This is a genomic window from Roseburia sp. AF15-21, assembly GCF_003479505.1.
GTDB classification, from domain to species: Bacteria; Bacillota; Clostridia; order Lachnospirales; family Lachnospiraceae; genus Roseburia_C; species Roseburia_C amylophila.
Genome location: NZ_QUHG01000002.1, coordinates 402,002 through 427,914, shown reverse-complemented (window position 1 = coordinate 427,914; position 25,913 = coordinate 402,002). Strand labels below are relative to the sequence as shown.

The following is a 25,913-nucleotide window of genomic DNA, read 5'->3' as shown; positions in this document are numbered from 1 at the left end:
ACAACTAATTTCCTATAACCAGATTTCATCCTTGAAAATAATCTTACGATAAGTCTCAAAATGTAACCACTTATTGAAGAAGTCGCTGGATGGTTTTTCACCTGCTGCAGCCAGCTCGTCTAAGAATGCCTGTGCATCCTGTGCAGATGTAATGGCAACGGCAAAGCCTCTTCCATTGATAACCGGAACATTGCTGTACTGGTATTCTGCCAGCGGTGCAATCTTTTCTACCTTGCGTCCACGAACCTGTACAAAGATTCTTTCTCTTAAGATGACAATATCGAAGTCATCCGGATACTGATAGCTTTCCCCGCTTACCGGAATCTCATCTCCAATGGTATAGGTCTTCTGAACCGGACGTACCTTGGCAATCGTCATGCTCTCAAGGTTATAATAGAACTCTTCGAAAATGTCTCCATTTCCCTTAAGACTTCCATATACGAAAGCTGCTTTTAAATCCTTGCTCTCATCTACGGCAGCATCTTCTACTACACCGCAGGCAGAAGTCATATTGGAAATACGGTCAATCAGAATCAGCTCTCCTAAAGTCTTATGCTTTTTGAATTCATCAATGACAACCGGCTCCTGCAAATCAAGGTCACAGACTGCAATCTCATTTTTCTTAAGCTGTCCTGCCGGAATAAATTCACCGGTATTTACATCAATCTTATACTGAATGTTCTTTAAGATACCAGGAATCTGCTTGGTTCCAAGTTTTACCAGATAATCGGTTCCCGGTGTCAGCTCCTCATCATCCATCCAGAGAATGGTTGCTGTAAAGGATTTGCTGATTGGCAGGTTATTGCCGGATGCAATGACACAACCTCTGGATACGTCTACTTCTTTATCAAGCTGCAGCGTAACCGGCTGTCCCATAAAGGCACTCTGGCTGTCTTTATCTCCTACTAAAATGCTCTTGATATGTGCACGCTCATTGCTTGGCAGGGTAACAATTTCGTCTCCGACTTTTACTTCACCGGATTCAATCTGTCCCTGGAATCCACGGAAAGTATGATCCGGACGGCACACTCTCTGTACCGGCATATAGAAGCCCTCTTCCTGCTTCTTTTCTGTTACATCTACTTTTTCAAGGTATGGAAGCAATGCCTCTCCCTTGTACCAGCCAATCTTATCGGACTTGGTTGTTACATTGTCACCTTCTGTTGCAGAAACCGGAATAATGTAAATGCTCTCTAACTTCAGTTCGTCTGCTAATTTCCTAATCTGTGCTTCGATTTCTTTGAAACGTTCTTCGCTGTAGTCTACCAGATCCATTTTGTTTACTGCAAATACAAAGAATTTGATTCCCATTAATGCACAGATTCTGGCATGTCTTCTGGTCTGCACCAGTACACCCTGTTTTGCATCAATTAAGATAACTGCAAGGTCTGCAAAGGATGCACCAACTGCCATGTTTCTGGTGTACTCTTCATGACCCGGTGTATCTGCTACGATAAAGCTTCTGTTGTCTGTTGTAAAATAACGGTATGCTACGTCAATGGTAATACCCTGCTCACGCTCTGCCATCAGTCCGTCTAACAGAAGAGAATAGTCAATTGCTCCGCCGCGGCTTCCTACTTTGGAATCTAATTCCAGTGCTTTTTCCTGGTCTGTATACAAAAGCTTTGCATCATAAAGGATGTGTCCAATCAAAGTGGACTTTCCGTCATCCACACTACCGCATGTAATAAATTTTAATAATCCACTCATCTTAGAAATACCCCTCTCTCTTTCTTCTTTCCATACTGCCTGCTGCTTCGTTATCAATGACACGGGTGGTTCTCTCGGAAGATACTGCACTTAAAGTCTCATCGATAATTTCATCCAATGTAGTTGCTGTTGACTCTGTTCCTCCGGTCAAAGGATAGCATCCTAAGGTACGGAAACGTACACTCTTGTACTGGATTTTCTCTCCCGGAAGCAGACGCATACGATCATCGTCCACCATGATAATATTTCCATCACGATATACTACCGGACGTACTGCTGCAAAATATAATGGCACAATGTCAATTTTTTCACGTTTGATATACTGCCAGATATCGGTTTCTGTCCAGTTGGAAATCGGGAATACACGAATGCTCTCGCCTTTATTGATTTTGGCGTTGTAAAGTTTCCACATTTCCGGTCTCTGGTTCTTCGGGTCCCAGGCATGATTTTCATTACGGAAGGAGAAAATTCTTTCCTTTGCACGGGATTTTTCCTCGTCTCGTCTGCCACCGCCAAATGCTGCGGTAAATCCATATTTATTCAATGCCTGCTTCAATGCCTGTGTTTTCATGATATCGGTATATGCAGAGCCATGGTCGAATGGGTTAATGCCCTTCTTTACACCATCTTCATTGATATACTCTAACATTTCAATGCCAAGCTTCTTTGCTGTCTCATCACGGAATTGAATCATTTCCTTGAATTTCCATGTGGTATTTACATGCAGGAATGGAAATGGCGGCTTCTCCGGATAAAATGCTTTCATGGCAAGATGCAGCATTACGGAGCTATCTTTTCCAATGGAGTAAAGCATAACCGGCTTCTCGCACTCTGCGGCCACCTCTCTTATGATGTAAATTGCTTCTGCTTCCAGTTCATCCAAATGTGATAATTCACCCATACTTACCTCTTTCTGCCACCCTGTGGCGATTTATTAATATTGATTCGATTGCTTTCTGTCAATAACGATGGTTTCTACGGTGCCATCCCGTTTCTCTATCTTCCAGTCCAGATATTGTTCCCGGCTTGCTACACTCATCTTACTTCCCATGCCGCCCATATCTGCACCCAAGTAAAGTGCTATGGCATCTACCTTACATTCCTTAATACAGGAGCAACAGCCCCAGCAGTCCTTCGGATACAGCATACATGCCTTTCCGTCAGAGTCCATTCCAATCAGTGTTCCCGGACAGACCTGACTGCATCTGCCACATCCCACACATTTGCTTTGATTAATAGCTATGCTCATAGGTCTCACCTCGCTTTACTAATTCCCGGAAGAGCACATGGATTTTACCATTTTCTTTTCTGGTATTGACATATTTTAACCACTCATCACTCTTATCCGGATAATCTAAGTTTTCTGCAAAACTGTGCCATCGGGTTTCCTTTCTGGCTCTCAGATGATAAATCAGTGTCTCACAGACCGTCAGCCGGTTCTTAAGCTCATAGACAAACATCAGCTCATGCATATTGGAAGCTCCAAGCTCCTTCGAAAGTTCCTTTAACTTTTCGATTTTCTCTTCTGCCAGATTCAGCTGGTTTTCATTAAACTGATAATGATTGCTGATTCCGCCTGCATAGGTATCCATTACCTTCTGCATAGCTTCTTCTAACTGTTCCGTATCATATAAACCGGACTGATTTGTTAAAATCTTATCATACTCTTTTATCTTTTCTTCAAATCTGCTATCACAGAATGCTTTCTCTTCTCCGGTCATTTCATAGCTTGCAGCATTTTCTTTTGCAAGGTCTTCTACCATTGCCTTTGCTGCAATCTCGCCCTCGACCATGGCTCCTGTTACATATTTCTGTGGACAGCCTCCTGCCACATCTCCGGCTGCATACAGTCCGTGAATCGTAGATTCTCTTCTGGTGTCAACCCAATAACCACTGGCGGTATGTCCACCTACCACATACGGCTCGGTTCCTTCGATTTCCACATTCTGCTCACTTGGGTTCTTTCCCTGCTCAATCCATTTTAAGGTCTGGCTCGGTGCCATGTTAAGATAAGCCTTCTTTAAGGAATCATCCTGCTCTGCACTGATTCCTTCTGTCCGAAGATAGCATGGACCATGTCCTAATAAATTCTCTTTTACGGTTCCATACACACGCTGTGAAGTGGTAAGTCCGTATTTTGTCTCATATACTTCGCCAAGGGCATTTATCTGCTTTGCTCCCACACCCTGTGCAATGGTTCCGGTCGGTGCGATGGTATCTTTGCAACGCAGTGCAATAAAACGCATTTCAAAGGTGGTCATCTCTGCTCCCGATTCAATTCCCATAGCATAACCGGCTCCGGTATTAAATGGTGGATACCACATCTTATGTCTGGAGAATCCCGGATTGTTCGGCCGGTAAAGACCGGATGCTCCACCGGTTGCACAAAGCACTTTCTTCGCCCGGATTTCTACTGCTGTCTCATTTTCAATGGAAAATCCCACTGCACCATAAATCCTGTTCTCCTTTACCAGATAATCGGTAATTGCCACCCGGTTTAAAATCGTAACATTTGGCAGTACCTCTACTGCAGAAGCAAGTAATGGCTTGATATTCTCACCGTTGATTTTGATATTCCGGTTTCCTCTTGCCACATATCTGCCATTTTCATCTTTTAAAATGACAAGACCAAGCTTCTCCATTTTCTCTGTTACACGGTTTAAGCCCTCCGACATAGTAAGAAGCAAATCCTCTCTTACGATGCCGTCTGCATCCTTTTTTGCATAATCCACATAATCTTCCGGCTTTCTGCCCTCTACGATATATGCATTAATGGCATTTACTCCGGCTGCAAGACAGCCGCTTCTTTTGATGTTGGCTTTCTCTGCAATGATAACTTTCGCATCGGACTGTTCTGCAATGGTCAGTGCTGCATAACAGCCTGCGGTTCCACCGCCAATAATTAAAATGTCTGTATCCAATATTTTTCTGTTCTTAATTTCCATAGCAACTTAGATGTAGAATACATCATCCTCCTGCATTTCTTTATTTTCACAGAGATACGTCCGCTCTTTATCCAGCACATATAACCGGTAAATCAAAAGGCTTACCTTCTCTCCGATTTCAAGACTTTCTTTTTCCAATGGCCACTCACAGATTATCTCAATGCCGCCTACGTCTACCGTAACATCCAGACGGTTTCCACGGAATACGATATCCTTTACAATGCCATCCTGGGATGCACTCATATAGCGGTCAATTTTGCCAAATTTATGTATCTTTACAAATTCCGGTCGGATGACTGCTTTCGCTGCACCCTCGATTTTATCAAATCCATGCAGTTCTTCGTAATGTTCCACTAGGGAAGAACGTCCAATAAACTGTGCTACAAACGGAGTATCCGGTGTATTATAAATCTCTGCCGGTGTTCCAATCTGTTCGATGGTTCCGTGATTAGTAATGATAATCTCATCTGCCACCTCAACGGCTTCATCCTGGTCATGGGTTACGAAAATGCTGGTGATTCCAAGCTTTGTAACTACACTGCGAAGCCAGAGTCTTAATTCCGAACGAACCTTGGCGTCAATTGCTGCAAACGGTTCATCCAAAAGCAGTACCTGTGGTCTTGGTGCCAGTGCCCTTGCAAAAGCAACTCTCTGCCGCTGTCCGCCGGACAACTGGTTCGGATACCGCTTCTCCATACCGGAAAGTCCGGTAATCTCCAAAAGCTCCATTACCCGCTTCTTAATTTCTTTCTTTGGCACCTTCTGAAGCTCCAGTCCAAATGCCACATTGTCATATACCGTCATATAGCGGAACAATGCGTAGTTCTGAAAAACAAATCCGATGCCTCGTTTGGAAGCCGGTACATCATTGACCCGTTTTCCATCGATGTAAATGTCTCCGGAATTTGGCATTTCCAGTCCTGCAATCATACGAAGCAGTGTTGTCTTTCCACTGCCGGATGGTCCAAGCAGTGCCACCAGTTTTCCTTTTTCAATGCCAAAGCTGACATGATCAGAAGCTTTAAAACTGCCATATTGTTTGCATATATCTTTCATTTCAACATACATATCAGCGGCTCTCCCTTCTTGTTTTTGCCCGATATTCCAGAATATTTCGAAGGAATAATATAATAACTGCCAGAATAACCAAAAGCGAGGATACTGCAAATGCTGCAGTAACGGACTGCTCTGTACCCGACATATATAATGCATCGATTTCCAGTGGAAGTGTAAAGGTCTCTCCTCTTGTCTTTGACAGAGCATTGACCGCACCGAACTCTCCCAAGGCTCTCGATGTACAAAGGATGACTCCATAGAGCAATGCCCATTTCATCTGTGGAAATGTAATCTTAAAAAAGATTTTCAGTCCGCCGGCTCCCATCAGGGCTGCTGCTTCTTCTTCGTCCTTGCCCTGAGCATTTAAAACCGGAATCACTTCCCTTGATACATAAGGAAATGTTACAAATACCGTTGCTAAAATAACGCCCGGAATTGCAAAAGCGATTCTGATATTCGTTCCAAAAAACTGGTTAATTGCCCGGATAAATGGATAGGTCCAGCCCAGTCTTCCAAATGTCATCAAAAATGCCAGTCCCACGATAACCGGTGAAATGGAAAACGGAATATCAATCAAGGTTGCCAGCACCTGTTTTCCTCGGAAGGAAAACTTGGTTAAAAGCCATGAAACACATAATCCAAAGAATGTGTTAATCACCACCGCTGCCACTGTTGCAATCAGAGTTACCTTTAAAGCACTCTTTACATAATCTGTCCGGATGGACTGCATGTAAAAGGCAAATCCTTCTTTTAAGGAACTTGCAATGATGCAGAGCAGCGGAAGAACCAGCATCAGGAACAGGAACAGTACACTGACTGTAATCAGAATATGACGCGTACGTTTTTTTCTTTTTTCCAGTTTTTCAAGCTCATTCATACTTTTCTCCTTCTATAACTGATTCGTGCGTTGCGCCTGCTTCATCTGAATGATATTTACTGCAAATAAAATAAGGAATGATATGATTAACATAACCAGTGCAATTGCTGTTGCAGAGGCATAATCGATATAATTTAATTTCTGCATAATGACATAGGAAATTACCTGTGTATGCTCCTTGGCACTGTTGCCGGATATGTAGATAACGCTTCCATACTCTCCTACTCCTCTGGCAAATGCCAGTCCAAATCCGGTTAAAATTGCCGGTTTCATCTCAGATAAGATTACTTTGAAAAATGTTTTCGAAGGTGTTGCTCCAAGGATATAAGCTGCCTCTTCATACTGTCCATCCAATTTTTCCAATATTGGCTGAACGGAACGCACGACAAACGGAATTCCCACAAATACCAGTGCAATGACCAGTCCCACATGGGTATATGCTGCTTTTATTCCAAGGACTGCTAACGGCTTTCCGATGACTCCGGTGTCGGAATACATCTTTGATAAAGTAATACCCGCAACTGCAGTAGGCAGTGCAAATGGAAGTTCAATAAATCCATCTAAAATCCGTTTTCCCGGAAAATCATACCGGGTCAGCGTCCAGGCTAATATCACACCAAACACCACATTGATACATGCTGCTAAGAAAGAACATCCGATGCTGGTGGCAAATGCATATAATACATTTGACTTGGTCAGAAGTCCGAAAAATTCTGACGGAGATAACTTTAAAGAATATACCATTACGGATGCCAGTGGAATCAGCACAATCAGTGAAAGCATTGTAACTGTAATTCCAAGCGTTAAATGAAATCCCGGTATGACTCTGATTTTTTTATTTTTACGGAATCGTCTTTTCATACTTGCCTCTTCTTCTAGTAGTTATATATCTCATCGAACCAGGCATCATCAGCAAAATAATCTTTATATGCCTGATCCCAGCCACCAAAATCATCAATGCTCCAAAGTGTCATCGTCAGATCAAAGGTATCTTCATATTCCTTTAAAATTTCCTGATTGGATGGACGGTAACCATTCTCTGCGGCGAGCCGCTGTGCATCATCTTCATATAAATAAGATAAATATGCTTCTGCCACATCTCTTGTTCCATTGAAATCTACATTATCATCTACCACTGCCACACTGGGCTGTGCTAAGATACTGACCGTCGGAGAAATCAGTTCATATTCTCCCGGATAATTCTTAAGTACTGTCATGGCTTCATTTTCCCATGCAATCAGAACATCGCCTTTTCTATTTTCCACAAAGGTGGTTGTGGAACCTCTTGCTCCGGAATCCATCACGGAAACGTTGGCATATAGTTCTTTTAAGAATTCCTTTTGTTCTGCCTCACTATAATCCTTTTCCCTTGCATAGCTTAATGCTGCCAGAAAGTTCCAGCATGCACCGCCGCTGCTCTTCGGATCCGGCGTGATTACTTCAACACCCGGTTGAATCAAATCATCCCAGTCTTTGATATTTCTCTCATTTCCCTTTCGTACCAGAAAGACAATGGTTGAAGTATATGGTGCGGATTCATCCGGGAATTGATCCACCCAGCCCTCATTAATCAATCCGGTATCCTCTATCAACGAAATGTCATGTGCCAGTGCCAGTGTCACCACATCTGCATTACAACCTTCCACTACGGAACGTGCCTGCATGCCGGAGCCTCCATGAGACTGGATGACTTCCACTTTTTTTCCGGTTTCTGCTTCATAATGCTGTATGAACATTTTATTATATGCTTCATAAAACTCTCTGGTCGGATCATAGGAAACATTGGTTATGGTAATGACATCACTCTTTTGTCTGCCACATCCACTGAGCAGCAACATCATGACTGCAAGTAAAAGTGCAGTGATGTGGTAACGATATGTAATTTTCTTTCCCTGCTGTTTTCTGCTCTTCTGCATGTCACCCAACATTTCCTTTCTATCTCTTTTCATTGATTTTATAATTCGAATAAAGAGGTGGATAAATACCGCTCTCCGCTGTCCGGCATTAAGATAACAATATTTTTATCTTTATTCTCCGGTCTGCCTGCCAGTTCTTCTGCTGCATGTAAGACTGCACCGGACGAGATTCCAATCAGGAGTCCATCCGTCTTTGCCACTTCTCTTGTGGTATCAAATGCCACATCATTATCTACCGGAATAATCTCATCAACCAGTGACAAATCCATAACCTTCGGAATAAATCCTGCGCCGATTCCCTGTATCTTATGTGGTCCCGGTTCTTTTCCGGAAAGAACGGCGGAAGTTGCAGGTTCTACTGCCACAATCTTAATATCTGCTTTCTTTGCCTTTAAGCCTCTTGCTGTTCCGGTCAGTGTTCCACCGGTTCCTACGGAAGCTACAAAGATGTCTATCTTCCCGTCCGTATCCCGCCAGATTTCCTCTGCGGTAGTAAGCTCATGGATTTTTGGATTGACCGGATTTTCAAACTGCTGTGGAATAAATGCATTTCCATATTCTTCTTTTAACTGGGCTGCCTTCTCAATTGCGCCCCGCATGCCAAGCCGTCCCTGGGTCAGTACCACTTCTGCTCCCAGTGCTGTTACAATCTTTCTTCGCTCAACACTCATGGTATCCGGCATGGTTAAAATCAGATGCAGCTTCTTTGCCGCACATACAAATGCCAGCCCGATTCCGGTATTGCCACTGGTCGGTTCTATAATAACGGTCTTGTCATTAATCAGCCCGTCTTTTATTCCCTGTTCTATCATTGCTTCTGCCACACGGTCTTTTACACTGCCCAATGGATTAAAATACTCAAGCTTTGCTAAAAGGTGTGCCGGAAGATGCTTTGCTTCTTCGTAATTTTTCAGTTCCAGTATTGGTGTATTACCAACTAATTCTGTCAGAGATTGTGCTATTTTCGCCATTTCCTTTTTTCTCCTTCCCTGTAACTATTTACCATAATACCCTATAATTCATATATGGTCAATAGGAAAAGTAAGAAATTTTTTTCAGGACCTCGATTTTCCCGAAAAGTCCTGAAAATTTTTCTTTTTTACTCCGGTAAATGGACGGTGTCTCCTACCACAATCACTGCTGGCATTGGAATCTGTTTCTCCTGCACTTCTTTTTCGATGGTAAGAAGTGTTCCATATGCTGCCCGGCTGCTTCCATCAGAAGTTCCATGAATTACTGCTACCGGTGTCTCTACCGCTGCACCGCCGTTTTGTAATTCTCTTACAATCTCCGCAAGTCTTGTGTATCCCATCAGAAAGACACAGGTTCCATCCATGGCAGCCATTTTGTGAATCTCATCTTTTAATGATTCCTCATCTCCGGCAAAATGCCCGGTCATTACATGAAAGCTCCGGCTGACCTTCCGCTCCGTCACCGGAATTCCGGCAAGCTCCGGCACTGCAATGCAGGAGGAAATGCCGGGAATTACTTCTGTTTCAATGCCAGCCTCCGTCAGTGCGTCTACTTCTTCATTTCCTCTGCCAAAGACAAATGGGTCACCGCCTTTTAACCTTACAACATGCGCACCTTCTTTTGCCTTCTCTATCAGCAGCATATTAATCTCTTCCTGCTTCATGCTGTGTCTGCCACTGCGTTTTCCTACACAGATTTTTTCACAGTTTTCAATGGTAAAATCAAGAAGCCTTGTATCAATTAACGCATCATAAATCAGCACCTGTGCTTTTCTGATTTCCTGCATGCCGCGCAGTGTTATGTATTCATAGGACAGACAACCGGCTCCCACCAGAACCACCTTTCCTGGGGATACTTTCCTGACCGGACAAGCTTCTTTTCCGGATTGTGCCTCCTTACCCGAAAGTGCTTCTTTATCTGCAAATGCTTCTTTTAGGGTTTTGCTTTGATAATTTTCCAGTAAAATTTCACATTCAGTTTCTGTCAGGGGACGTCCTTTTTCCATACACACATCCGCTAAATCCATCAGAAAAGCAGCTCTCTTTTTGTCATCTTCGATTGCCATTTTTGCAAAAGGACGAATCTTTTCAAGATAATCCAGGATTTCTTCCATCCGCTCCGGGATGTCTGCGCTTAACCGGGCACGGAACGTGGTTGCTACTCTTGGACTTGCTCCTTCGGTAGAAATGCCGATACTGAGTTTTCCTTCCCGAATCAGCGACGGGAACAGGAATCCACATTTTTCCTTATCATCTACAACATTTACCAGAATATTCCTCTCTTCACAAAGCTTTGCTATCCTTGCATTCAATGCTTCATCCGAGGTTGCCGCAATAACAAAATCCATTTTTTCCAGATCTGTAGTTTCAAAATCCCGCTCGGATAAAATAAGTTCCGACGTATCTTCGTTCTTTTTTCTTTTCTCTTTTATTTCTTCGGAAAGTTTCCAGATTCCATCATCAATCTTTGGTGCAACAACCAGAAGCTCTGGTTCATAAGGCAGCAGCTTTCTTACCTTGCGTTCTGCTACAATACCGCCACCGACAATCAGTCCTCTTTTTCCTTTTAGTTCCACAAAAAATGGAAAATATCCCATCCCGCTTCTCCTTTATTGCCTATACTCTGTCACTTAAGTTTCTGCGTCTTAGTTTTCCTGATATAAAATGTCTGCCAGTTCTTTATACGCTTCTCCCCAGCGGGCATTTGGTTTCAGGTTGTAAAGCCGTTTATCCAGTACATAATAGTGATTCTCTTTCACTGCAGTAAGACTGCTCCATACCGGACTGTTAATTAATGTTTCCTGCACATTTTCCAGTGCCGCATCTGTATCGGTTCCCTGTGTAGTCACGAAAATATAATCCGGATCTGCGGTTACGATTGCTTCAAGGCTCAGATTATCCAATAATCCGCTGTCGCTGTCTGCAATATTCACACATCCCAAATCCTTTAACAGCTCACCACCTACGCTGCCTTCACTTCCTTTGGCTTTTACACCACTTGCTGCTGCACGTAAAAATAATACGCTTGGATGGGAATCATCTACCCTTGCCTTGATTTCTTCAATCTGTTTCTGAACCTCAAGTCCGTTTTTCTCATATAAATCTTTTCTTCCGGTAATATCTGTACAAATGTCTAACATCTGAAGATATGCGTCAAAATCAGATACATCAAAATATGCTACTGTAACGCCTGCTTCTGTCAGCATATTTTCCATCTCCACATTAGAAGTAGTATTGGTGCTTGCAATTACAAGATCCGGCTGTGCGGCAAGCAATGCTTCTGTATTTGGCTCCTGAATACTTCCAAGATTTACCACATCATCTCCTAAGTCAAGGTCTAATGACTCCCAGGAGTCATTGGCTGTTGCCACCAGTTCACCACCGGATAATAACCAGACATCTGCAAAGCTTCCAATCATGGCTGCCACACGGTCATGGGAAGTTACGGTTACATCTCTTCCCAGTGCATCCGTAAAAGTAACCGGATTCTCTTCACTGGCTCCCTCTGTCACTTCATTTCCTGCTTCTGTCACATTTTCTGTACTCTCAATTACCTCTGTCACAGACTGCTGCTCCGTGCTTAAGGTCTCCTTTGTATCCTTATTTCCACATCCTGTCAGTGCTGTAAACATTAATGTTACGCAAAGACCGAGTGCTGCTATTTTTGTTCTTACACTTCTGTTCATTTTTTCTTTTCATCCTTTTCCTATTCATTTACTATGAATTGTATTGTACTATATTTTTTTGATTTGTCAAGCAAAAAAGAGACCTCCTTCCGTCTTACAGAATTCAGTCTCTTAAGAATCAGTCTCTCGATTCAATCATAATCAATATTCCGTTTTTTAAATCTATCACCGCTTCATCCTCTACAATTTCATTGCTGACGCCCAATGTATTATCACTGGTAAATGCTGCATCCTGCAGAGGATATTTCATTCCGGTCAATGTTACTCCGGTTACTTCTGTGGTAAGAGGAAGTAAGGATACATACTTTCCGAACTGCTGACTCTTTCGAAGAACCGCGCGCTCTTTCAACAGGCGAATCCGGTTATGGGAATCTATGAGAAAACACGGAATATCTTTTGCCAGCGGCTGCATCAGAAGCTGTATATTACCTAACACATGGTCAAGCCTTGTGCCGGTGCCGCCTAATATATGGATTTCGCTGCTATTCCGTTCCATGGCTTTTCCGATGGCAATTTCAGAATCGGTATAATCCTTCTCCGGCTGATACTGGTGCCACTCAATGCCGCTTTGCCGTCGAAATGCTTCCAATATGGTTTTATCTGCCGAATCATAATCTCCTAATATGACATCCGGTTTTATCTGATTGCGGTAACAGAATTCCATGCCACGGTCTGCTGCTAAGATACAATCCGGTTTTACTCGTTCTATATAACTTAATGCAAATGCATCCTCTATGGTTCCGCCATTGATAATCAATGTTTTCATCTTATTTACCACCATTAATGAGATTTAAGAAACATCTGGTGTTCTCTTCCGCATCTCCGCCAAAAACTGCGCTTCCGGCAACAATAATATTTGCTCCTGCATCCATCAATGTTTCAACATTGGAAAGGTTTACGCCGCCATCTACTTCAATATCAAGCTTCAGCTTCCGCTCCTGCACCATTTTCTTTAACTGACGCACTTTATCGATAGTATAAGGAATCAGCTTCTGTCCGCCAAAGCCCGGATTTACTGTCATGATTAATACCATATCCACTTTTTCTAAAATATGTTCAATGGCAGTTAATGGTGTAGCAGGATTTAATGCTACTCCTGCAATGATGCCACGTTCCTTAATGGCTTCAATGGTTCGGTCTAAATGCTTACAGCTTTCTGCATGCACCGTAATCAAATCAGCTCCACAGTCTACTAGCTCATCAATATAACGGATTGGCTCATCAATCATCAGATGAACATCAAATATTTTATCGGTGCATTTTCGAATGGAGCGGATTACCGGCATTCCAAAAGAAATGCTTGGCACAAAGCTTCCATCCATTACATCGATATGAATGTACTGCGCCCCGGCTTCATCTACCGTCTTAATCTCTTCTCCTAATTTACTAAAATCTGCTGATAAAATAGATGGGGATAAACAATTCATCGTCTGATTCCTTTCTGTATCTGATATTTCTTTCGTATCTTATCTGGCTGTACTTTATTTTCGATATCCTATTTTCTATCTCTTTCGATACTCTAATTATTTAATACTTCTTTCTGTCCTTTAATTCTCCATAAAGCTGGCAGTAATTCTCATAACGCACCGGATGAATCTTTCCTTCTGATAAAGCTTCTTTGACTCCGCAGTCCGGCTCACTGATATGGGAACAGCCCTGAAATCTGCAATACGGTTCAAAGGCTGCAAACTCCGGATAACAATCCTGCAATTCTTCCTTCTCCATTTCCGGAAGATAAAGAGAACTAAATCCCGGTGTATCCATGATATAACCATCGCCCTTAAGCTGAATCAGTTCTGCATGTCTTGTGGTATGCCGGCCGCGCTCTATCTTCTTACTGATTTCACCGGTTTCCATACAGGCTTCCGGTGCTAAAAGATTAATAAGTGAAGATTTTCCCACTCCGGAAGGTCCTGCTACCGTTGTAGTCTTTCCTTCTAATATTTCCTGAAGTTTTTTTAGTCCCAGTTCCTTTTTTGCACTGACAAAGAGTATCTTGCAGCCGCTTGCTTCATAAATAGAAGCAATCTCCTGCTGCTGTTCTTCAGTAATCAAATCACACTTATTAAAACAAAGGATTACCGGAACATCCTGCCGTCCCATCATTACCAGAAAGCGGTCTAAAAGATTAAAATTCGGATTGGGACTTGCCGCCGCAAAAATCAAAAGCGCCTGCTCCACATTGGCAACTGCCGGACGAATCAGTGCATTTTTTCTAGGAAGAATTGCTGCGACATTTCCGGTCTTCTTTTCTTCTGAAATAATATCAATCTCTACATCATCTCCCACCAGCGGTTTCATCTTCTGCTGGCGGAATATTCCTTTTGCCTTACATTCATAAATTCCGGATTCCACTACATGAACGTAGTAGAATCCGGAAATTCCTTTGACTATTTTTCCCTGCATGTGCATCCTTATTTTTCAGTAAAGTTTACAGAGGTCGATACCACATTGGTTCCTGTTGTACCATCTTCGTTGGTATATGTCCAGTCAACCTCAAGGGTACCGCTGCTCATATTTTTAATATTATCTACATTCACAGAACCAGGTGTTGTTCCCTCGAAGGTTGTTGTCCAGAGGGTACTTCCATCAGAACCTTTCAGTGTAACGGTTCCGCCGGTATAATTCTTGCCATCCTGCGGTACTGCTAATGTATCACTCTTATAAGAATAGTATGTGGTCTTCTTGCCTAAACTGATGGTCAGGGTAACGGTTGTTCCACGGTCAACAAATTTGCCATTTACCGGATCCTGACTGATAACAAGGCCTTCTGCCACATCATCACTGTAATCGGTCTTGGTTGTAACATTTAAGCCTGCACCGGTTAATTCATTTTTCGCATCAGTTTCTGAGTGTCCTCTGACATCCGGTACCTGTACGCTTTCAATACCACGGCTCAAAATCAGGGTAATGGTATCACCCTTCTTCGCATTGGTTCCGATATCTGGTGTAGTCTTGATAACATAATCCTGCTGTACGGTATCGCTGTAATCATAATCCGTGCTTACCTTAAAGCCCATATCCTCTAATTTTTTCTGTGCTTCCGAAGACTTATAACCGGCTACGTCAGGAATCGGAACATCTCCTGCTCCGCTGCTGATACGGACAGTAACGGTATCGCCAGCCTTTACAGATTCACCCTTCTTCACACTCTGCTCGGCAATCTGTCCTTCCTCATAATCATCAGAGGAAATCTCCTCGCCTTCTTCTAACTTGATATCAAGCTTCTTATCTTTGATTTCATTCTGTGCTTCTTCAAAAGTAAGACCACGCAAATCAATCATTTCGATTTTATCTTCGGTGTCTGTTTCGGTTTCTGTTGCAATCTCTGTCTCGGTATCATTTTTCTTGTTGCCGCCAAATCGGAAAATTCCAAGGATATTACCAACCAGGCAAATGACGATTCCTACGATGATAACTGCAGCGACAATTCCCATAATAGTAACTGCTTTTTCCATCTTCGGATTGAGAATTCCATTCTCCTTCTCCTCATCCTCTGTTAATTCATCCTCATCCGGTTCTTCTTCCTCTCCTGCTTCTTCCTCTTCATCATAGGAAACTTTTCCGGAGCCTTCCCGGATCTGCTCTAATTCATCCTGTCCGATGACTCTTGTCTTATCATTGCTGCCAAGTGGAACCATGGTAACAAAATCTTCATTCGGACTAATCAGACATTTCTTTAAATCAATCAACAGTTCGCCCATATTCTCATAACGGCGGTCCGGGTTCTTCTGTGTACATTTTAAAATAATCTTCTCTAAGCTGATTGGAAGGTCCGGTGTATACGCAGTTGGTGGAACCATTTCTTCCTGTAAATGCTGGATTGCTACCGCAACCGTAGTATCTCCATCAAAAGGAACTCTTCCGGTTACCATTTCATACATGACAATTCCAAGAGAATAAATATCACTCTTGCCATCTACGAAACCGTTTCTTGCCTGCTCCGGAGAAGAATAATGTACGGAACCCATAACATCTGAATTAATGGTGTTGGAAGTTGCTGCACGGGCAATTCCAAAATCGGTTACCTTTACTTTTCCTTCTGTGGAAATAATAATATTCTGTGGCTTGATATCACGGTGCACAATATTCTTATTGTGTGCAGCCTCAATACCTCTGCCTACCTGAATGGCAATGCTGACTGCTTCTTTGTAAGTCAGTTTGCCTTTCTTCTCAATATATGTCTTTAATGTGATTCCATCCACATACTCCATGACAATATAATGCATGCCGTTTTCGCTTCCGACATCATAGATATTTACGATGTTTGGATGTTCTAATCCTGCTGCTGACTGTGCCTCCGTACGGAACTTTGTCACAAAATTAACATCTTCACTGAATTCCTGCTTTAAAACCTTAATTGCCACAAAACGTCCTAAGACATGATCCTTTGCCTTATAAACATCAGACATTCCGCCTGCGCCTATTTTTCCAATAATTTCATAACGTTCTGCGATAAACATTCCCTCTGTTAACATATCTTCACCTCATCCGAAAATGGTTTTATTACAATTACTGTAATGTTGTCTTTACCGCCATTTTCATTGGCAGTCTTTACCAGTCTTTCTGCTTGTTCTGCAATATCACGCTGACTGAGCATAATATTTCTGATATCTGCATCCTCTACCATGTTGGTTAATCCATCGGTACACATAAGTATTTCATCTTCCGGATCCAGATTAATCTCAAAGAAATCCACATCCACTTCCGGGACTGCTCCGATTGCCCTTGTAATAATGTTTTTATCACGGTGATTCCGGGCTGTTTCTTTGTCCATCTCACCCATCCGCACCATTTCTTCTACCAGCGAATGGTCTTTCGTAATCTGCCTGATTTCCTGATTTACTACATATAGTCTGCTGTCTCCCACATTGGCAACCGTAAGCACGTTGTCATGAATGGTACAAATTACCAGAGTAGTTCCCATTCCCTTCATTTCCTCATGGTTATTCGCTTCCTCTAACAGCATGGTATTTGCCTGCTTTACTGCAGACTCAATAATTGCAGCCGGCTCTGACAATGTCGACTCACGAATCAGCTTCTCCAATGTCTCTACCGTATATCTGGAAGCATAATCTCCCGCTTTATGTCCTCCCATTCCATCTGCAACAATGAAAAGATTTGGCAGATTACCAATCGGCTGCTCAGAGGAAAAGACATAGTCCTGATTGGAGCTGCGCTTTTGTCCGATATCTGTAATTGAAAAAGTCTTCATGATAGTCCACCTACCTTTCTAAAAATTTCTTTCTTAACTGTCCACAGGCACCATCAATATCTCTGCCCATTTCCCTTCTAATAGTAACATTAATTCCGTTTTTTTCAAGTTTATTTTTAAATTTGAGGATTTCCTCATGGTCTGACTGCACATAATCCCGCTCTTTAATGGGATTTACCGGAATCAGATTAATGTGGCAGTTCATGCCGGAAACCAGCTTAACCAGCCGCTCTGCATCCTCATCCGTATCATTGACGCCGCCCACCAGACTGTACTCAAAAGTGATTCTTCGTCCTGTCTTGTCAAAATAATATCTGCAGGCATCCAAGACCTCGGAAAGCTCATAACTGTTGGCAACCGGCATCAGCTCTTTCCTCTTTTCCTGTGAGGATGCATGCAGGGAAAGTGCCAGTGTAATCTGAAGCTTCAAATCAGCGAGCTGCTTCATCCGTGGCACCAGTCCACAGGTAGATACCGTAAGATTTCTCTGGCTGATATGAAGTCCATGCTCGTCTGTCAGCAGTTCAATGAATTTTACAATATTATCATAATTATCCATAGGTTCTCCGCTTCCCATGACTACCACATTGGAAATACGTTCTCCGATGCTCTCCTGAATCCGGTATATCTGCTCTAAGATTTCCGATGGTGTCAGATTACGCACCAGTCCGTCCAGTGTTGATGCACAGAACCGGCAGCCCATACGGCAGCCCACCTGGGAAGAAACACATACGGAATTGCCATGCTTATATTTCATCAGCACACTTTCTATCATATTCCCATCTGCCAATGCAAATAAGTACTTTCTCGTTCCGTCAATCTTCGAAATCTGTACCAGTTCTTCTTCTAATACTATAAGGTCTGCTTTCTCTTTTAATGTCTCCCTTAAATTCTTCGAAAGATTTGTCATTTCATCAAAGGAGGTGACATGATGGATGTGCATCCATTCATATATCTGCTTTGCCCGGAATTTCTTCTCTCCCAGAGACAAAAGAAATTCTTCTAATTCTTTTAAATTCAAGGATTTTACATCAACTTTTTCTATCATACATTCTGTTTCCTTAATCTGGCAATGAAAAATCCGTCACTGCCTAATTCATCCGGCAGAATCTGTTCCATGCTTTCTACTTCAAATTCTTTATGATTTGCCATAAACCACGCAACATTTTCTTCATTCTCTCCCGCATCAATGGTGCAGGTACTGTAAATCATTCTGCCACCCGGCTTCACATACTGATGAACCGTGGATAAAATCTCCCGCTGTAATGCGATCAGTGACTTGATATCTTCCGGCTGCATCCGGTATTTGATATCCGGTTTCTTCCGGAGCACACCCAGTCCGGAACATGGTAAATCGGCAATAACTACATCTGCTTTGCCGATACTGCCTTTATCTGATACACGGGCATCCCACTGCTCGGCTGTCATATTGGTCACCTGATGACGTCTGATATTCTCTTCTATCAAAGAGACCTTATACTCACTGACATCCCTGGTGATGACCCTTCCACTGCCGGAAAGCAGCTGTGCAATATGTATACTCTTTCCACCGGGTGCTCCGCACACATCAATGACAGTATCATTTGCTTTTACCTCTGCCGCCTCAGCCACCTTCATGGAGCTTAAATCCTGCACATAAAAAAGTCCTTCCGCAAATTCTGGAATGCTGCCAAGATAATCCACACCTCTTACATGCAATGCATAAGGAAGTTTTTCATCTATGTTCACTTCCATGCCACGATTTTTTAAACGCTTCATCAAGCTTTCTGGTGTAATCTTCGTAAGATTACATCTTATGGTCAGTGGTTCTTCTTTCAAAAATGCTTCTGCTATCTTTTCAATCCGTTCTAAGGAATAATTTTTCTCCCAGAGTGTAATCATCCATTCCGGGATGGAACAGGTTACGGATAAATACTGTTTATAAGCTTTTTTCTTATCCGGGTATGCAATCTTATCAAGATTTCTTCCGATATTCCGAAGCACTCCATTGACAAATCCGGAAAGCTTTCCAAAGCCTTTTTTCTTTGCAAGCTTTACTGCTTCGTTGCAGGAAGCCGATACCGGAACACTGTCCATATATTTCATTTCATAGACTGCACTCCGGATAATACAACGGATTACCGGCTTCATTTTATTCACCTTCACACTGGAAAACTGATTGATAATATAATCAAGCTCCAGCATACGCTCCAGAGTACCCTCGCTGACTCTGGTAATAAAGCTGCGCTCCTGTTTCTCAAGATACTGATATTTGGTCAGTACATCAGAAATCGCCACATGGCTGTATATGCCATCCTTTGTTACCGCCAGCAAAATTGCAAGCACCAGTTCCCGGCTGTTCACCGAATCAGTCATCCCGTCGTCCTCCAAATAATAATATCAGACGCAGTAACTGAAGAATTGCTGAAGCTGCTCCCGCCACATAGGTTAACGCCGCTGCTCCTAAAACTTTTCTCGTATAGCCCAGTTCCTGTTCTCCTAAGATGCCTGTCTCTCCAAGGATTCTTACTGCTCTTCTCGATGCATTAAATTCTACCGGAAGTGTTACAATCTGAAATAATACTGCCAGTGAAAAGCAGATGATTCCTGCTGTAATCAATGCCTGACCACTGCGGCTGCTGATAAATAATCCAATCAGGATCAGCGGCCATGCCAGTGTAGAACCGATATTTGCTACCGGAACAATGGCACCACGAATGGTAAGCGGTGCATAATTCTTCTGATGCTGGATGGCATGTCCGCACTCATGGGCTGCCACACCAACTGCTGCAACTGATGTAGCTCCATAGACGCTGTCCGAAAGACTTAAGGTCTTATTTCTCGGGTCATAATGGTCGGTAAGGTTTCCGGAAATATGGCGGATTTCCACATCATAAATGCCTGCTGCATTTAAGATTCTCTGTGCTGCCTGTGCCCCTGTCATTCCGGACATACTGCGGTATTTTGAATATTTTTTAAACGTGTTGTTTACATGGGCAGATGCCAGAAGGCAGATTACTGCACCAATAATTACCAAGAAATAAGTCGGGTCCCACCAATAATAATATGGCATATGAATTCCTCCTTTTTATTGCTGTTTTGTTCCAAGCACCGTTCCGTTTCCGATTGTAAATCCACGTAAGAAATCAGCAACCGGCATACGTTTTTTTCCTTCTAACTGCACTTCTTCCAGCGAAAGACGGTCAACGCCTGTCTGTATGACAAGGCTCTGTTTATCTGCCTTTACCACTGTTCCCGGTGCAGCATCCGTATTGCCCGGATGTACCGTTGCCTTCCAGATTTTCAATGTCTTACCGGAAAGGTAAGTATAGGCACTCGGCCATGGATTCAGTCCACGAATCAGCCTCTCAATCTGCACTGCAGATAAAGACCAGTTAATCTTTCCCAATGACTTCTGAATCATTTTGGTATGCGTTGCAATCTCATTATCCTGTGGTGTATACACTGCTGTACCATCTTCAATGGATTTCATGGTTTCTACACACAATTGTGCCCCGGCATCCTGCAATTTATCAAAAAGGCTGCCACCGGTCTCCTGTGCATCCAGTTCCACAGCCACAGATGCTATCATATCTCCGGTATCCAGGCCTTCATCCATACGCATAATCGTTACGCCGGAAGCCTTCTCTCCATTGATTACTGCCCACTGGATTGGTGCAGCCCCACGGTATTTTGGAAGCAGGGATGCATGGACATTGATACAGCCATATTTTGGCATCTCTAAAATTTCTTTTGGAAGTATCTGTCCAAAGGCTGCTACCACAATGATGTCCGGCTGATATTTTGCCAGATATTCTATGCATTCTAGGCGACGTACCCGCTCTGGCTGATACACTTCAATTCCATAGGCGATTGCAGCTTCCTTTACCGGAGGATACTGCATGCTCTTTCCTCTTCCCTTGGGTTTATCCGGCTGTGTTACCGCAAGCACTACTTCATGGCCTGCTGCCACAATTGCCTCTAATGTACCCACCGCAAAATCCGGTGTTCCCATAAATATTACTTTCATTTCTAGCCCTCCTCATAGACTACATCATGAAGCTCGCCCTCTACTTTTTCCATATACATATGTCCATCCAGATGGTCTAATTCATGACAGATTGCTCTTGCTAAAAGCTCTGTTCCCTCAATCTCATATTCATCACCATCTTCATTAAATGCACGGGCTTTTACATAATTTGGTCTTGTAACTGTTCCTGCCTTGCCCGGAAGACTTAAGCAGCCTTCATCTCCGGTCTGGGTTCCGGAAGTCTCGATAATCTCAGGATTAATCATAAGAATCGGGCCATCTCCGATATCAATAACTACCATTCTCTTTAAGATTCCAACCTGCGGTGCAGCAAGTCCCACACCATTGGCTTCATACATGGTTTCTAACATATCATCTGCCAGTTCTAAAATCTTTGGTGTTATCTCTTTAATTTCTTTACAGGTCTTTGTCAATACCGGATCTCCTACTGTCCGGATCTGTCTTAATGCCATTTTTACTTCCTCCTTAAATTTCTTTCTCTAAAAGCCATTTACCGGGTCAAAATCAAATTGCACCGATACGTTTCTTACTCCCTGTTTTTCTTCCATAAGCTGTTCTACTTTATCTTTTATCTGAATCAACACACCATAATCCGGGTGTTTGAAATAAAGTACTTTTTTATAAATGTCATTTACCTTGGCTACTGCAGCATCTGCTGGTCCAATCATCTGAAGCTTTTTATCAGCCTGCACTTTTTCCATGGTATCTGCAAGCTCTTTTGCACATGCATAGGCTTCTGCTTCTTCTTTTGATGCACAAAGCACAACCAGCATATGCCATACCGGCGGATAACGCATTGCCTGCCGGTAGAAAATTTCCTCTTCATAGAACTGGTTATAATCCTGATTCTTTGCACAGATGACACTGTAGTGCTCCGGATTATAAGTCTGGATAATGACCTCTCCCGGTTTCTCACCTCGTCCTGCCCTTCCGGCTGCCTGGGTCAGAAGCTGAAAGGTTCTCTCAGCGGCATGATAATCGGATACATAAAGAGATAAGTCTGCCGCCAGCACTCCTACTAATGTTACATTTGGAAAATCATGTCCTTTTACAATCATCTGGGTTCCAATCAGGATATCTGCTTCCTGATTGGCAAATGCGGAGAGGATTTTCTCATAGCTGTCTTTGCTTCTTGTGGTATCAAAATCCATCCGAAGAATCCTTGCCTCAGGAAATTCTTTTTTTACCAGTTCCTCAATTTTCTGGGTTCCGGCTTTAAAACCACTGATATATTTTGAACCACAGTTCGGACATATCTTAACATGATTTTGCTCATAACCACAATAGTGACATATCAGTTTTCCATTATTATGTGCATGCAATGACACATCACAGTGGGGACATTTCATTACATGACCACAGGCACGGCAGGATACAAAGCCTGCCATTCCCCTGCGGTTAATAAATAGCATAACCTGTTCTTTCCGCAATAACCGCTGCTCTATTTTTTCATGAAGGCTTCTGCTTAAAATAGAAAAGTTTCTTGCCTTTAATTCTTCTCTTAAGTCCACAATTTCACATTCCGGCAGTGGCTTTTCCTTCACCCGCTTATCCATGGAAAGGAGTAAATAGTCACCCTTTTTTGCATGATAAAAGCTTTCGATGGAAGGGGTCGCCGAGCCTAAAATCACAGTGGCACCGGACATTCTCGCCCGCTCTATTGCGGTTTCCCTTGCATGATACCTTGGTATCGTCTCACTTTTATAAGTGCCCTCATGCTCTTCATCTATTATAATATACCCAAGATTTGAAAAAGGTGTGAACAAAGCAGAACGAGGGCCAATCATAACATCAATTTCACCTTTTTTTGCCCGCTCAAACTGGTCGGAACGCTCTCCCGGTGACAGTTTCGAATTCATAATGGAAACCCGGTCACCAAACCGATGGTAAAACCGCATCACCGTCTGATAGGTCAGTGCAATCTCCGGAATTAATACGATGGACTGCTTTCCCCTGCCGGCAGCTTCTGCAATCAGTTCCATGTAGACTTCTGTCTTACCGCTTCCGGTCACTCCATGAATGAGGCACGGCTTCTTTTCTGTTCTGACATTTTCTATCACTGCATCCACAACTTTTTGCTGCATCTCATTTAAGGTCAGGGTATAGGCTCCCATCTCCTGTGTACGGACAGGATTACGGTAAGTCCGCACTTCTTCTACCGTTATAACTCCCTGCTGCACCATTGCTTTGATGACATCTGCCGTAATATGAAGCTTTTTGGTTATTACATCATAACTTAAGACAGTTTCTTCTAACAGTGCTTCTAACAGTCTTGCCCTGGCAGTTCTATGCTTTCTTTTCAGTTCTTCCAAAAGACTTGCTGCCTCATTAAAAGGAAGCATAAGGCGTACCAAACGGCTCTTTTTTTCTTTGGCTTTCTCTTTAATCGGAATCACTGTCTTTAATGCCTGATTCATGGTTCCACCATAATTTTTACGCATCCACGCTGCCAGGGCAATGAACTGTGATTCTATCTGCATGGCATTGCTATCAACGGCTTTAATGTCCTTTAATTTTGCCGTGTCAAATTCTGCTTTATCTGTCAGTTCTAACACATAGCCCTTTATCGTCCGGTTTCCAAAGGGAACAATGACCTGCATTCCTTCCGTTATCTCATCCTTCATTTCCGGTGGAATCCGATACTGAAAGGTTTTATCTAATTTTTCATGAGAAATATCAATTATGATATTGGCATATTTTGCCATAGATTCACCTCATATACTGTTCTCTATCATTTCCCGTTCGTTCATCGGATAAAAATGTCCTTCTATCTCCTGATACTCTTCATGACCTTTTCCTGCCACTACAATCAAATCGCCCTCCTGTGCCTGGGAAATAGCATAAGAAATGGCTTCTCTTCTATCCGGGATAATTTTATACTTTCCTTTCGTTCTCTTCATTCCCTGTTCGATGTCAGAAAGGATTGCCTCCGGCTTTTCATATCTTGGATTATCCGATGTCAATATCGTGACATCCGAAAGTCTTCCGGCTGTCTCCCCCATCTGAAACCTCCGCAGCGGAGAACGGTTTCCACCGCAGCCAAACAATAATACCAGACGCTTGGGCTGATACTGCCGCAATGTCTTTATCAGGGATTCCAGACTTGCCGCATTATGGGCATAATCAATGACTACATCAAATTTATCTGAAATTCTTACTTCTTCAATTCTTCCTTTTACTGAAACATTTCTTAAGGTTTTCCTTATCGTCTCCGGGGAAATTCCAAGGAGATGTGCTGCTTCCATGGCAGCAAGGGAATTATATACATTGGCAGTTCCAGGCATTTTTAATACGATTTCATTCTTTATCCACCCGGTTGTCTGATATGTGACATTTAATCCACGACTGCTTCTTTCATATACGATATGCTCCGCTTTTACATCGCAGGGTTGTTCAATTCCATAAGTATAAACCGGAGCCTCAAGATTCGCTGTCATAAAACCATGATATTTATCATCTGCATTAATACAAATCATCCGGCTACGCTCAAAAAGCCGTTTTTTACAGCAGGCATACTCCTGAAAACTCCGATGCTCCCCCGGTCCGATATGGTCCATGGACAGATTAGTATAAATTCCAATGGCAAAAGTGATTCCTTCCACCCGGTAATGCTTCAGTCCCTGGGAGGATACTTCCATCACACAACAACTGCATCCGGCATCCGCCATTTCCCGCAGTTCCTTCTGTAATACCAGGGCATCCGGTGTCGTATTGCTGCCTGCCTTTTTTAATCCATCGCTTCTTCGTACGCCAAGAGTTCCGATCAGTCCGCATTTTACCCCGGCTTCCTTTAACATCTGATACAGCATACAGGCAGTCGTGGTCTTTCCTTTTGTTCCGGTAATTCCTATCATCTGCATGGCTTCTGCCGGTGCACCATAATAATTTCTGGCTATCCATGCCATGGCTTCACTGGTATTGCGTACACGGATGACTGTCACATCACCTTCCACCCAGACATGCTTTGATACTACACAAACTGCTGCACCTTTACGAATTGCCTGAGCAAGATAATCATGCCCGTCTTCCCTGCTTCCCGCAAGGCAGATAAACATGCTTCCTCTGACCACCTGTCTGGAATCATGGCAGATATGTGTCACCTTACAATCCATCGTTCCCCGTGTACAAATATATGTAACCTGCTTTAGTAAATCCTTAAGATATGCCATAGACGTATCCTTAAAAATACACTTTTATCATTATATGCTACCGGGTGGTTTTTTACAAGTTTTCCACTTTTTATTTATGAAAGATTTCATAATTTCTTACAGATATTTTATGAAATTACGAAACAGGGTGATGCTGCAAATGTATTATTGTGTAACCGAAATAACCGGATGTTCACGAAATCCGAATGTAACATAATGACCTGCAAGAAGCACTAAGAATTCTGATATTGTTATGATTTGTTCCGGCAACCAGCGCAAATTCACATCCATGTTCATATGCGCTTCGCTGCCACATCCATGTGTCAGCGTTGCCTGTTTTTATACAGAATTCCAAGTG

Annotated in this window: 23 protein-coding genes; all 23 read right to left on the bottom strand. The window is 42.8% G+C overall.

Features of this window, described 5'->3' with window-relative positions; genetic code table 11:
• Positions 1-12: 12 nt before the first annotated feature.
• The 23 genes from DWW33_RS05100 to DWW33_RS04990 all read right to left on the bottom strand — a co-directional run bounded on the left by DWW33_RS05100 (position 13) and on the right by DWW33_RS04990 (position 25,576).
• Positions 13-1,710 (bottom strand): sulfate adenylyltransferase subunit 1, encoded by a 1,698-nt coding sequence (locus tag DWW33_RS05100; protein WP_118638980.1) that lies wholly within the window; start codon positions 1,708-1,710, stop codon positions 13-15.
• Position 1,711: 1 nt separating this feature from the next.
• On the bottom strand, positions 1,712-2,611 hold the full coding sequence (cysD, locus tag DWW33_RS05095) for a sulfate adenylyltransferase subunit CysD (protein WP_117698502.1): 900 nt from the start codon (positions 2,609-2,611) through the stop codon (positions 1,712-1,714).
• 33 nt (positions 2,612-2,644) lie between these two features.
• Complete coding sequence (locus DWW33_RS05090; protein ID WP_117840878.1) at positions 2,645-2,959, bottom strand: 4Fe-4S dicluster domain-containing protein; 315 nt, start codon at positions 2,957-2,959, stop codon at positions 2,645-2,647.
• The gene (locus tag DWW33_RS05085) at positions 2,943-4,655 is read right to left on the bottom strand and encodes an adenylyl-sulfate reductase subunit alpha (protein WP_118638979.1); all 1,713 of its coding nucleotides are present in this window, start codon (positions 4,653-4,655) and stop codon (positions 2,943-2,945) included. Before DWW33_RS05085 ends, DWW33_RS05090 begins: the two co-directional genes overlap by 17 nt.
• 6 nt (positions 4,656-4,661) lie before the next feature.
• Positions 4,662-5,723: an ABC transporter ATP-binding protein gene (locus DWW33_RS05080; RefSeq protein ID WP_117698499.1), complete on the bottom strand. Its 1,062-nt coding sequence runs from the start codon at positions 5,721-5,723 to the stop codon at positions 4,662-4,664.
• A 1-nt stretch (position 5,724) separates the two neighbouring features.
• Positions 5,725-6,588 carry a sulfate ABC transporter permease gene (locus tag DWW33_RS05075; RefSeq protein ID WP_118638978.1) on the bottom strand — a complete coding sequence of 288 codons (864 nt, stop codon included), beginning with the start codon at positions 6,586-6,588 and terminating at the stop codon, positions 5,725-5,727.
• Between the two features lie 12 nt (positions 6,589-6,600).
• Positions 6,601-7,449 carry a sulfate ABC transporter permease subunit CysT gene (gene cysT / locus DWW33_RS05070; RefSeq protein WP_118638977.1) on the bottom strand — a complete coding sequence of 283 codons (849 nt, stop codon included), beginning with the start codon at positions 7,447-7,449 and terminating at the stop codon, positions 6,601-6,603.
• 14 nt (positions 7,450-7,463) lie between these two features.
• Positions 7,464-8,429, bottom strand: coding sequence for a sulfate ABC transporter substrate-binding protein (locus DWW33_RS05065; RefSeq protein WP_243088543.1), 966 nt, complete (start codon positions 8,427-8,429; stop codon positions 7,464-7,466).
• A gap of 113 nt (positions 8,430-8,542) precedes the next feature.
• Positions 8,543-9,475 carry a cysteine synthase A gene (cysK, locus tag DWW33_RS05060; RefSeq protein WP_117946590.1) on the bottom strand — a complete coding sequence of 311 codons (933 nt, stop codon included), beginning with the start codon at positions 9,473-9,475 and terminating at the stop codon, positions 8,543-8,545.
• A gap of 128 nt (positions 9,476-9,603) precedes the next feature.
• Positions 9,604-11,073 (bottom strand): uroporphyrinogen-III C-methyltransferase, encoded by a 1,470-nt coding sequence (gene cobA, locus DWW33_RS05055; protein ID WP_118638976.1) that lies wholly within the window; start codon positions 11,071-11,073, stop codon positions 9,604-9,606.
• 48 nt (positions 11,074-11,121) lie between these two features.
• The gene (locus tag DWW33_RS05050; RefSeq protein WP_118638975.1) at positions 11,122-12,162 is read right to left on the bottom strand and encodes an ABC transporter substrate-binding protein; all 1,041 of its coding nucleotides are present in this window, start codon (positions 12,160-12,162) and stop codon (positions 11,122-11,124) included.
• A gap of 118 nt (positions 12,163-12,280) precedes the next feature.
• On the bottom strand, positions 12,281-12,928 hold the full coding sequence (locus DWW33_RS05045) for a thiamine diphosphokinase (protein WP_118172907.1): 648 nt from the start codon (positions 12,926-12,928) through the stop codon (positions 12,281-12,283).
• Position 12,929: 1 nt separating this feature from the next.
• Complete coding sequence (gene rpe / locus DWW33_RS05040) at positions 12,930-13,589, bottom strand: ribulose-phosphate 3-epimerase (RefSeq protein WP_022243170.1); 660 nt, start codon at positions 13,587-13,589, stop codon at positions 12,930-12,932.
• Between the two features lie 100 nt (positions 13,590-13,689).
• Positions 13,690-14,568, bottom strand: coding sequence for a ribosome small subunit-dependent GTPase A (gene rsgA, locus DWW33_RS05035; protein WP_118172707.1), 879 nt, complete (start codon positions 14,566-14,568; stop codon positions 13,690-13,692).
• Between the two features lie 8 nt (positions 14,569-14,576).
• A complete protein-coding gene (pknB, locus tag DWW33_RS05030; RefSeq protein ID WP_117698491.1) occupies positions 14,577-16,640 on the bottom strand; it encodes a Stk1 family PASTA domain-containing Ser/Thr kinase in 2,064 nt (687 codons plus the stop codon).
• Positions 16,634-17,377: a Stp1/IreP family PP2C-type Ser/Thr phosphatase gene (locus DWW33_RS05025; protein WP_022243173.1), complete on the bottom strand. Its 744-nt coding sequence runs from the start codon at positions 17,375-17,377 to the stop codon at positions 16,634-16,636. Before DWW33_RS05025 ends, pknB begins: the two co-directional genes overlap by 7 nt.
• A 10-nt stretch (positions 17,378-17,387) precedes the next feature.
• The gene (gene rlmN, locus DWW33_RS05020; RefSeq protein WP_022243174.1) at positions 17,388-18,425 is read right to left on the bottom strand and encodes a 23S rRNA (adenine(2503)-C(2))-methyltransferase RlmN; all 1,038 of its coding nucleotides are present in this window, start codon (positions 18,423-18,425) and stop codon (positions 17,388-17,390) included.
• On the bottom strand, positions 18,422-19,732 hold the full coding sequence (rsmB, locus tag DWW33_RS05015; protein ID WP_118638974.1) for a 16S rRNA (cytosine(967)-C(5))-methyltransferase RsmB: 1,311 nt from the start codon (positions 19,730-19,732) through the stop codon (positions 18,422-18,424). The genes rlmN and rsmB overlap by 4 nt, the downstream gene beginning before the upstream one ends.
• Positions 19,725-20,429: a zinc metallopeptidase gene (locus DWW33_RS05010; protein ID WP_118638973.1), complete on the bottom strand. Its 705-nt coding sequence runs from the start codon at positions 20,427-20,429 to the stop codon at positions 19,725-19,727. Before DWW33_RS05010 ends, rsmB begins: the two co-directional genes overlap by 8 nt.
• Before the next feature lie 15 nt (positions 20,430-20,444).
• A complete protein-coding gene (gene fmt / locus DWW33_RS05005) occupies positions 20,445-21,386 on the bottom strand; it encodes a methionyl-tRNA formyltransferase (RefSeq protein WP_118638972.1) in 942 nt (313 codons plus the stop codon).
• Positions 21,387-21,388: 2 nt separating this feature from the next.
• The gene (gene def / locus DWW33_RS05000) at positions 21,389-21,859 is read right to left on the bottom strand and encodes a peptide deformylase (protein WP_117698487.1); all 471 of its coding nucleotides are present in this window, start codon (positions 21,857-21,859) and stop codon (positions 21,389-21,391) included.
• 27 nt (positions 21,860-21,886) lie between these two features.
• Positions 21,887-24,112: a replication restart helicase PriA gene (gene priA, locus DWW33_RS04995; protein WP_118638971.1), complete on the bottom strand. Its 2,226-nt coding sequence runs from the start codon at positions 24,110-24,112 to the stop codon at positions 21,887-21,889.
• A gap of 9 nt (positions 24,113-24,121) precedes the next feature.
• Positions 24,122-25,576: a UDP-N-acetylmuramoyl-L-alanyl-D-glutamate--2,6-diaminopimelate ligase gene (locus tag DWW33_RS04990; RefSeq protein WP_118638970.1), complete on the bottom strand. Its 1,455-nt coding sequence runs from the start codon at positions 25,574-25,576 to the stop codon at positions 24,122-24,124.
• Between the last annotated feature and the right edge of the window lie 337 nt (positions 25,577-25,913).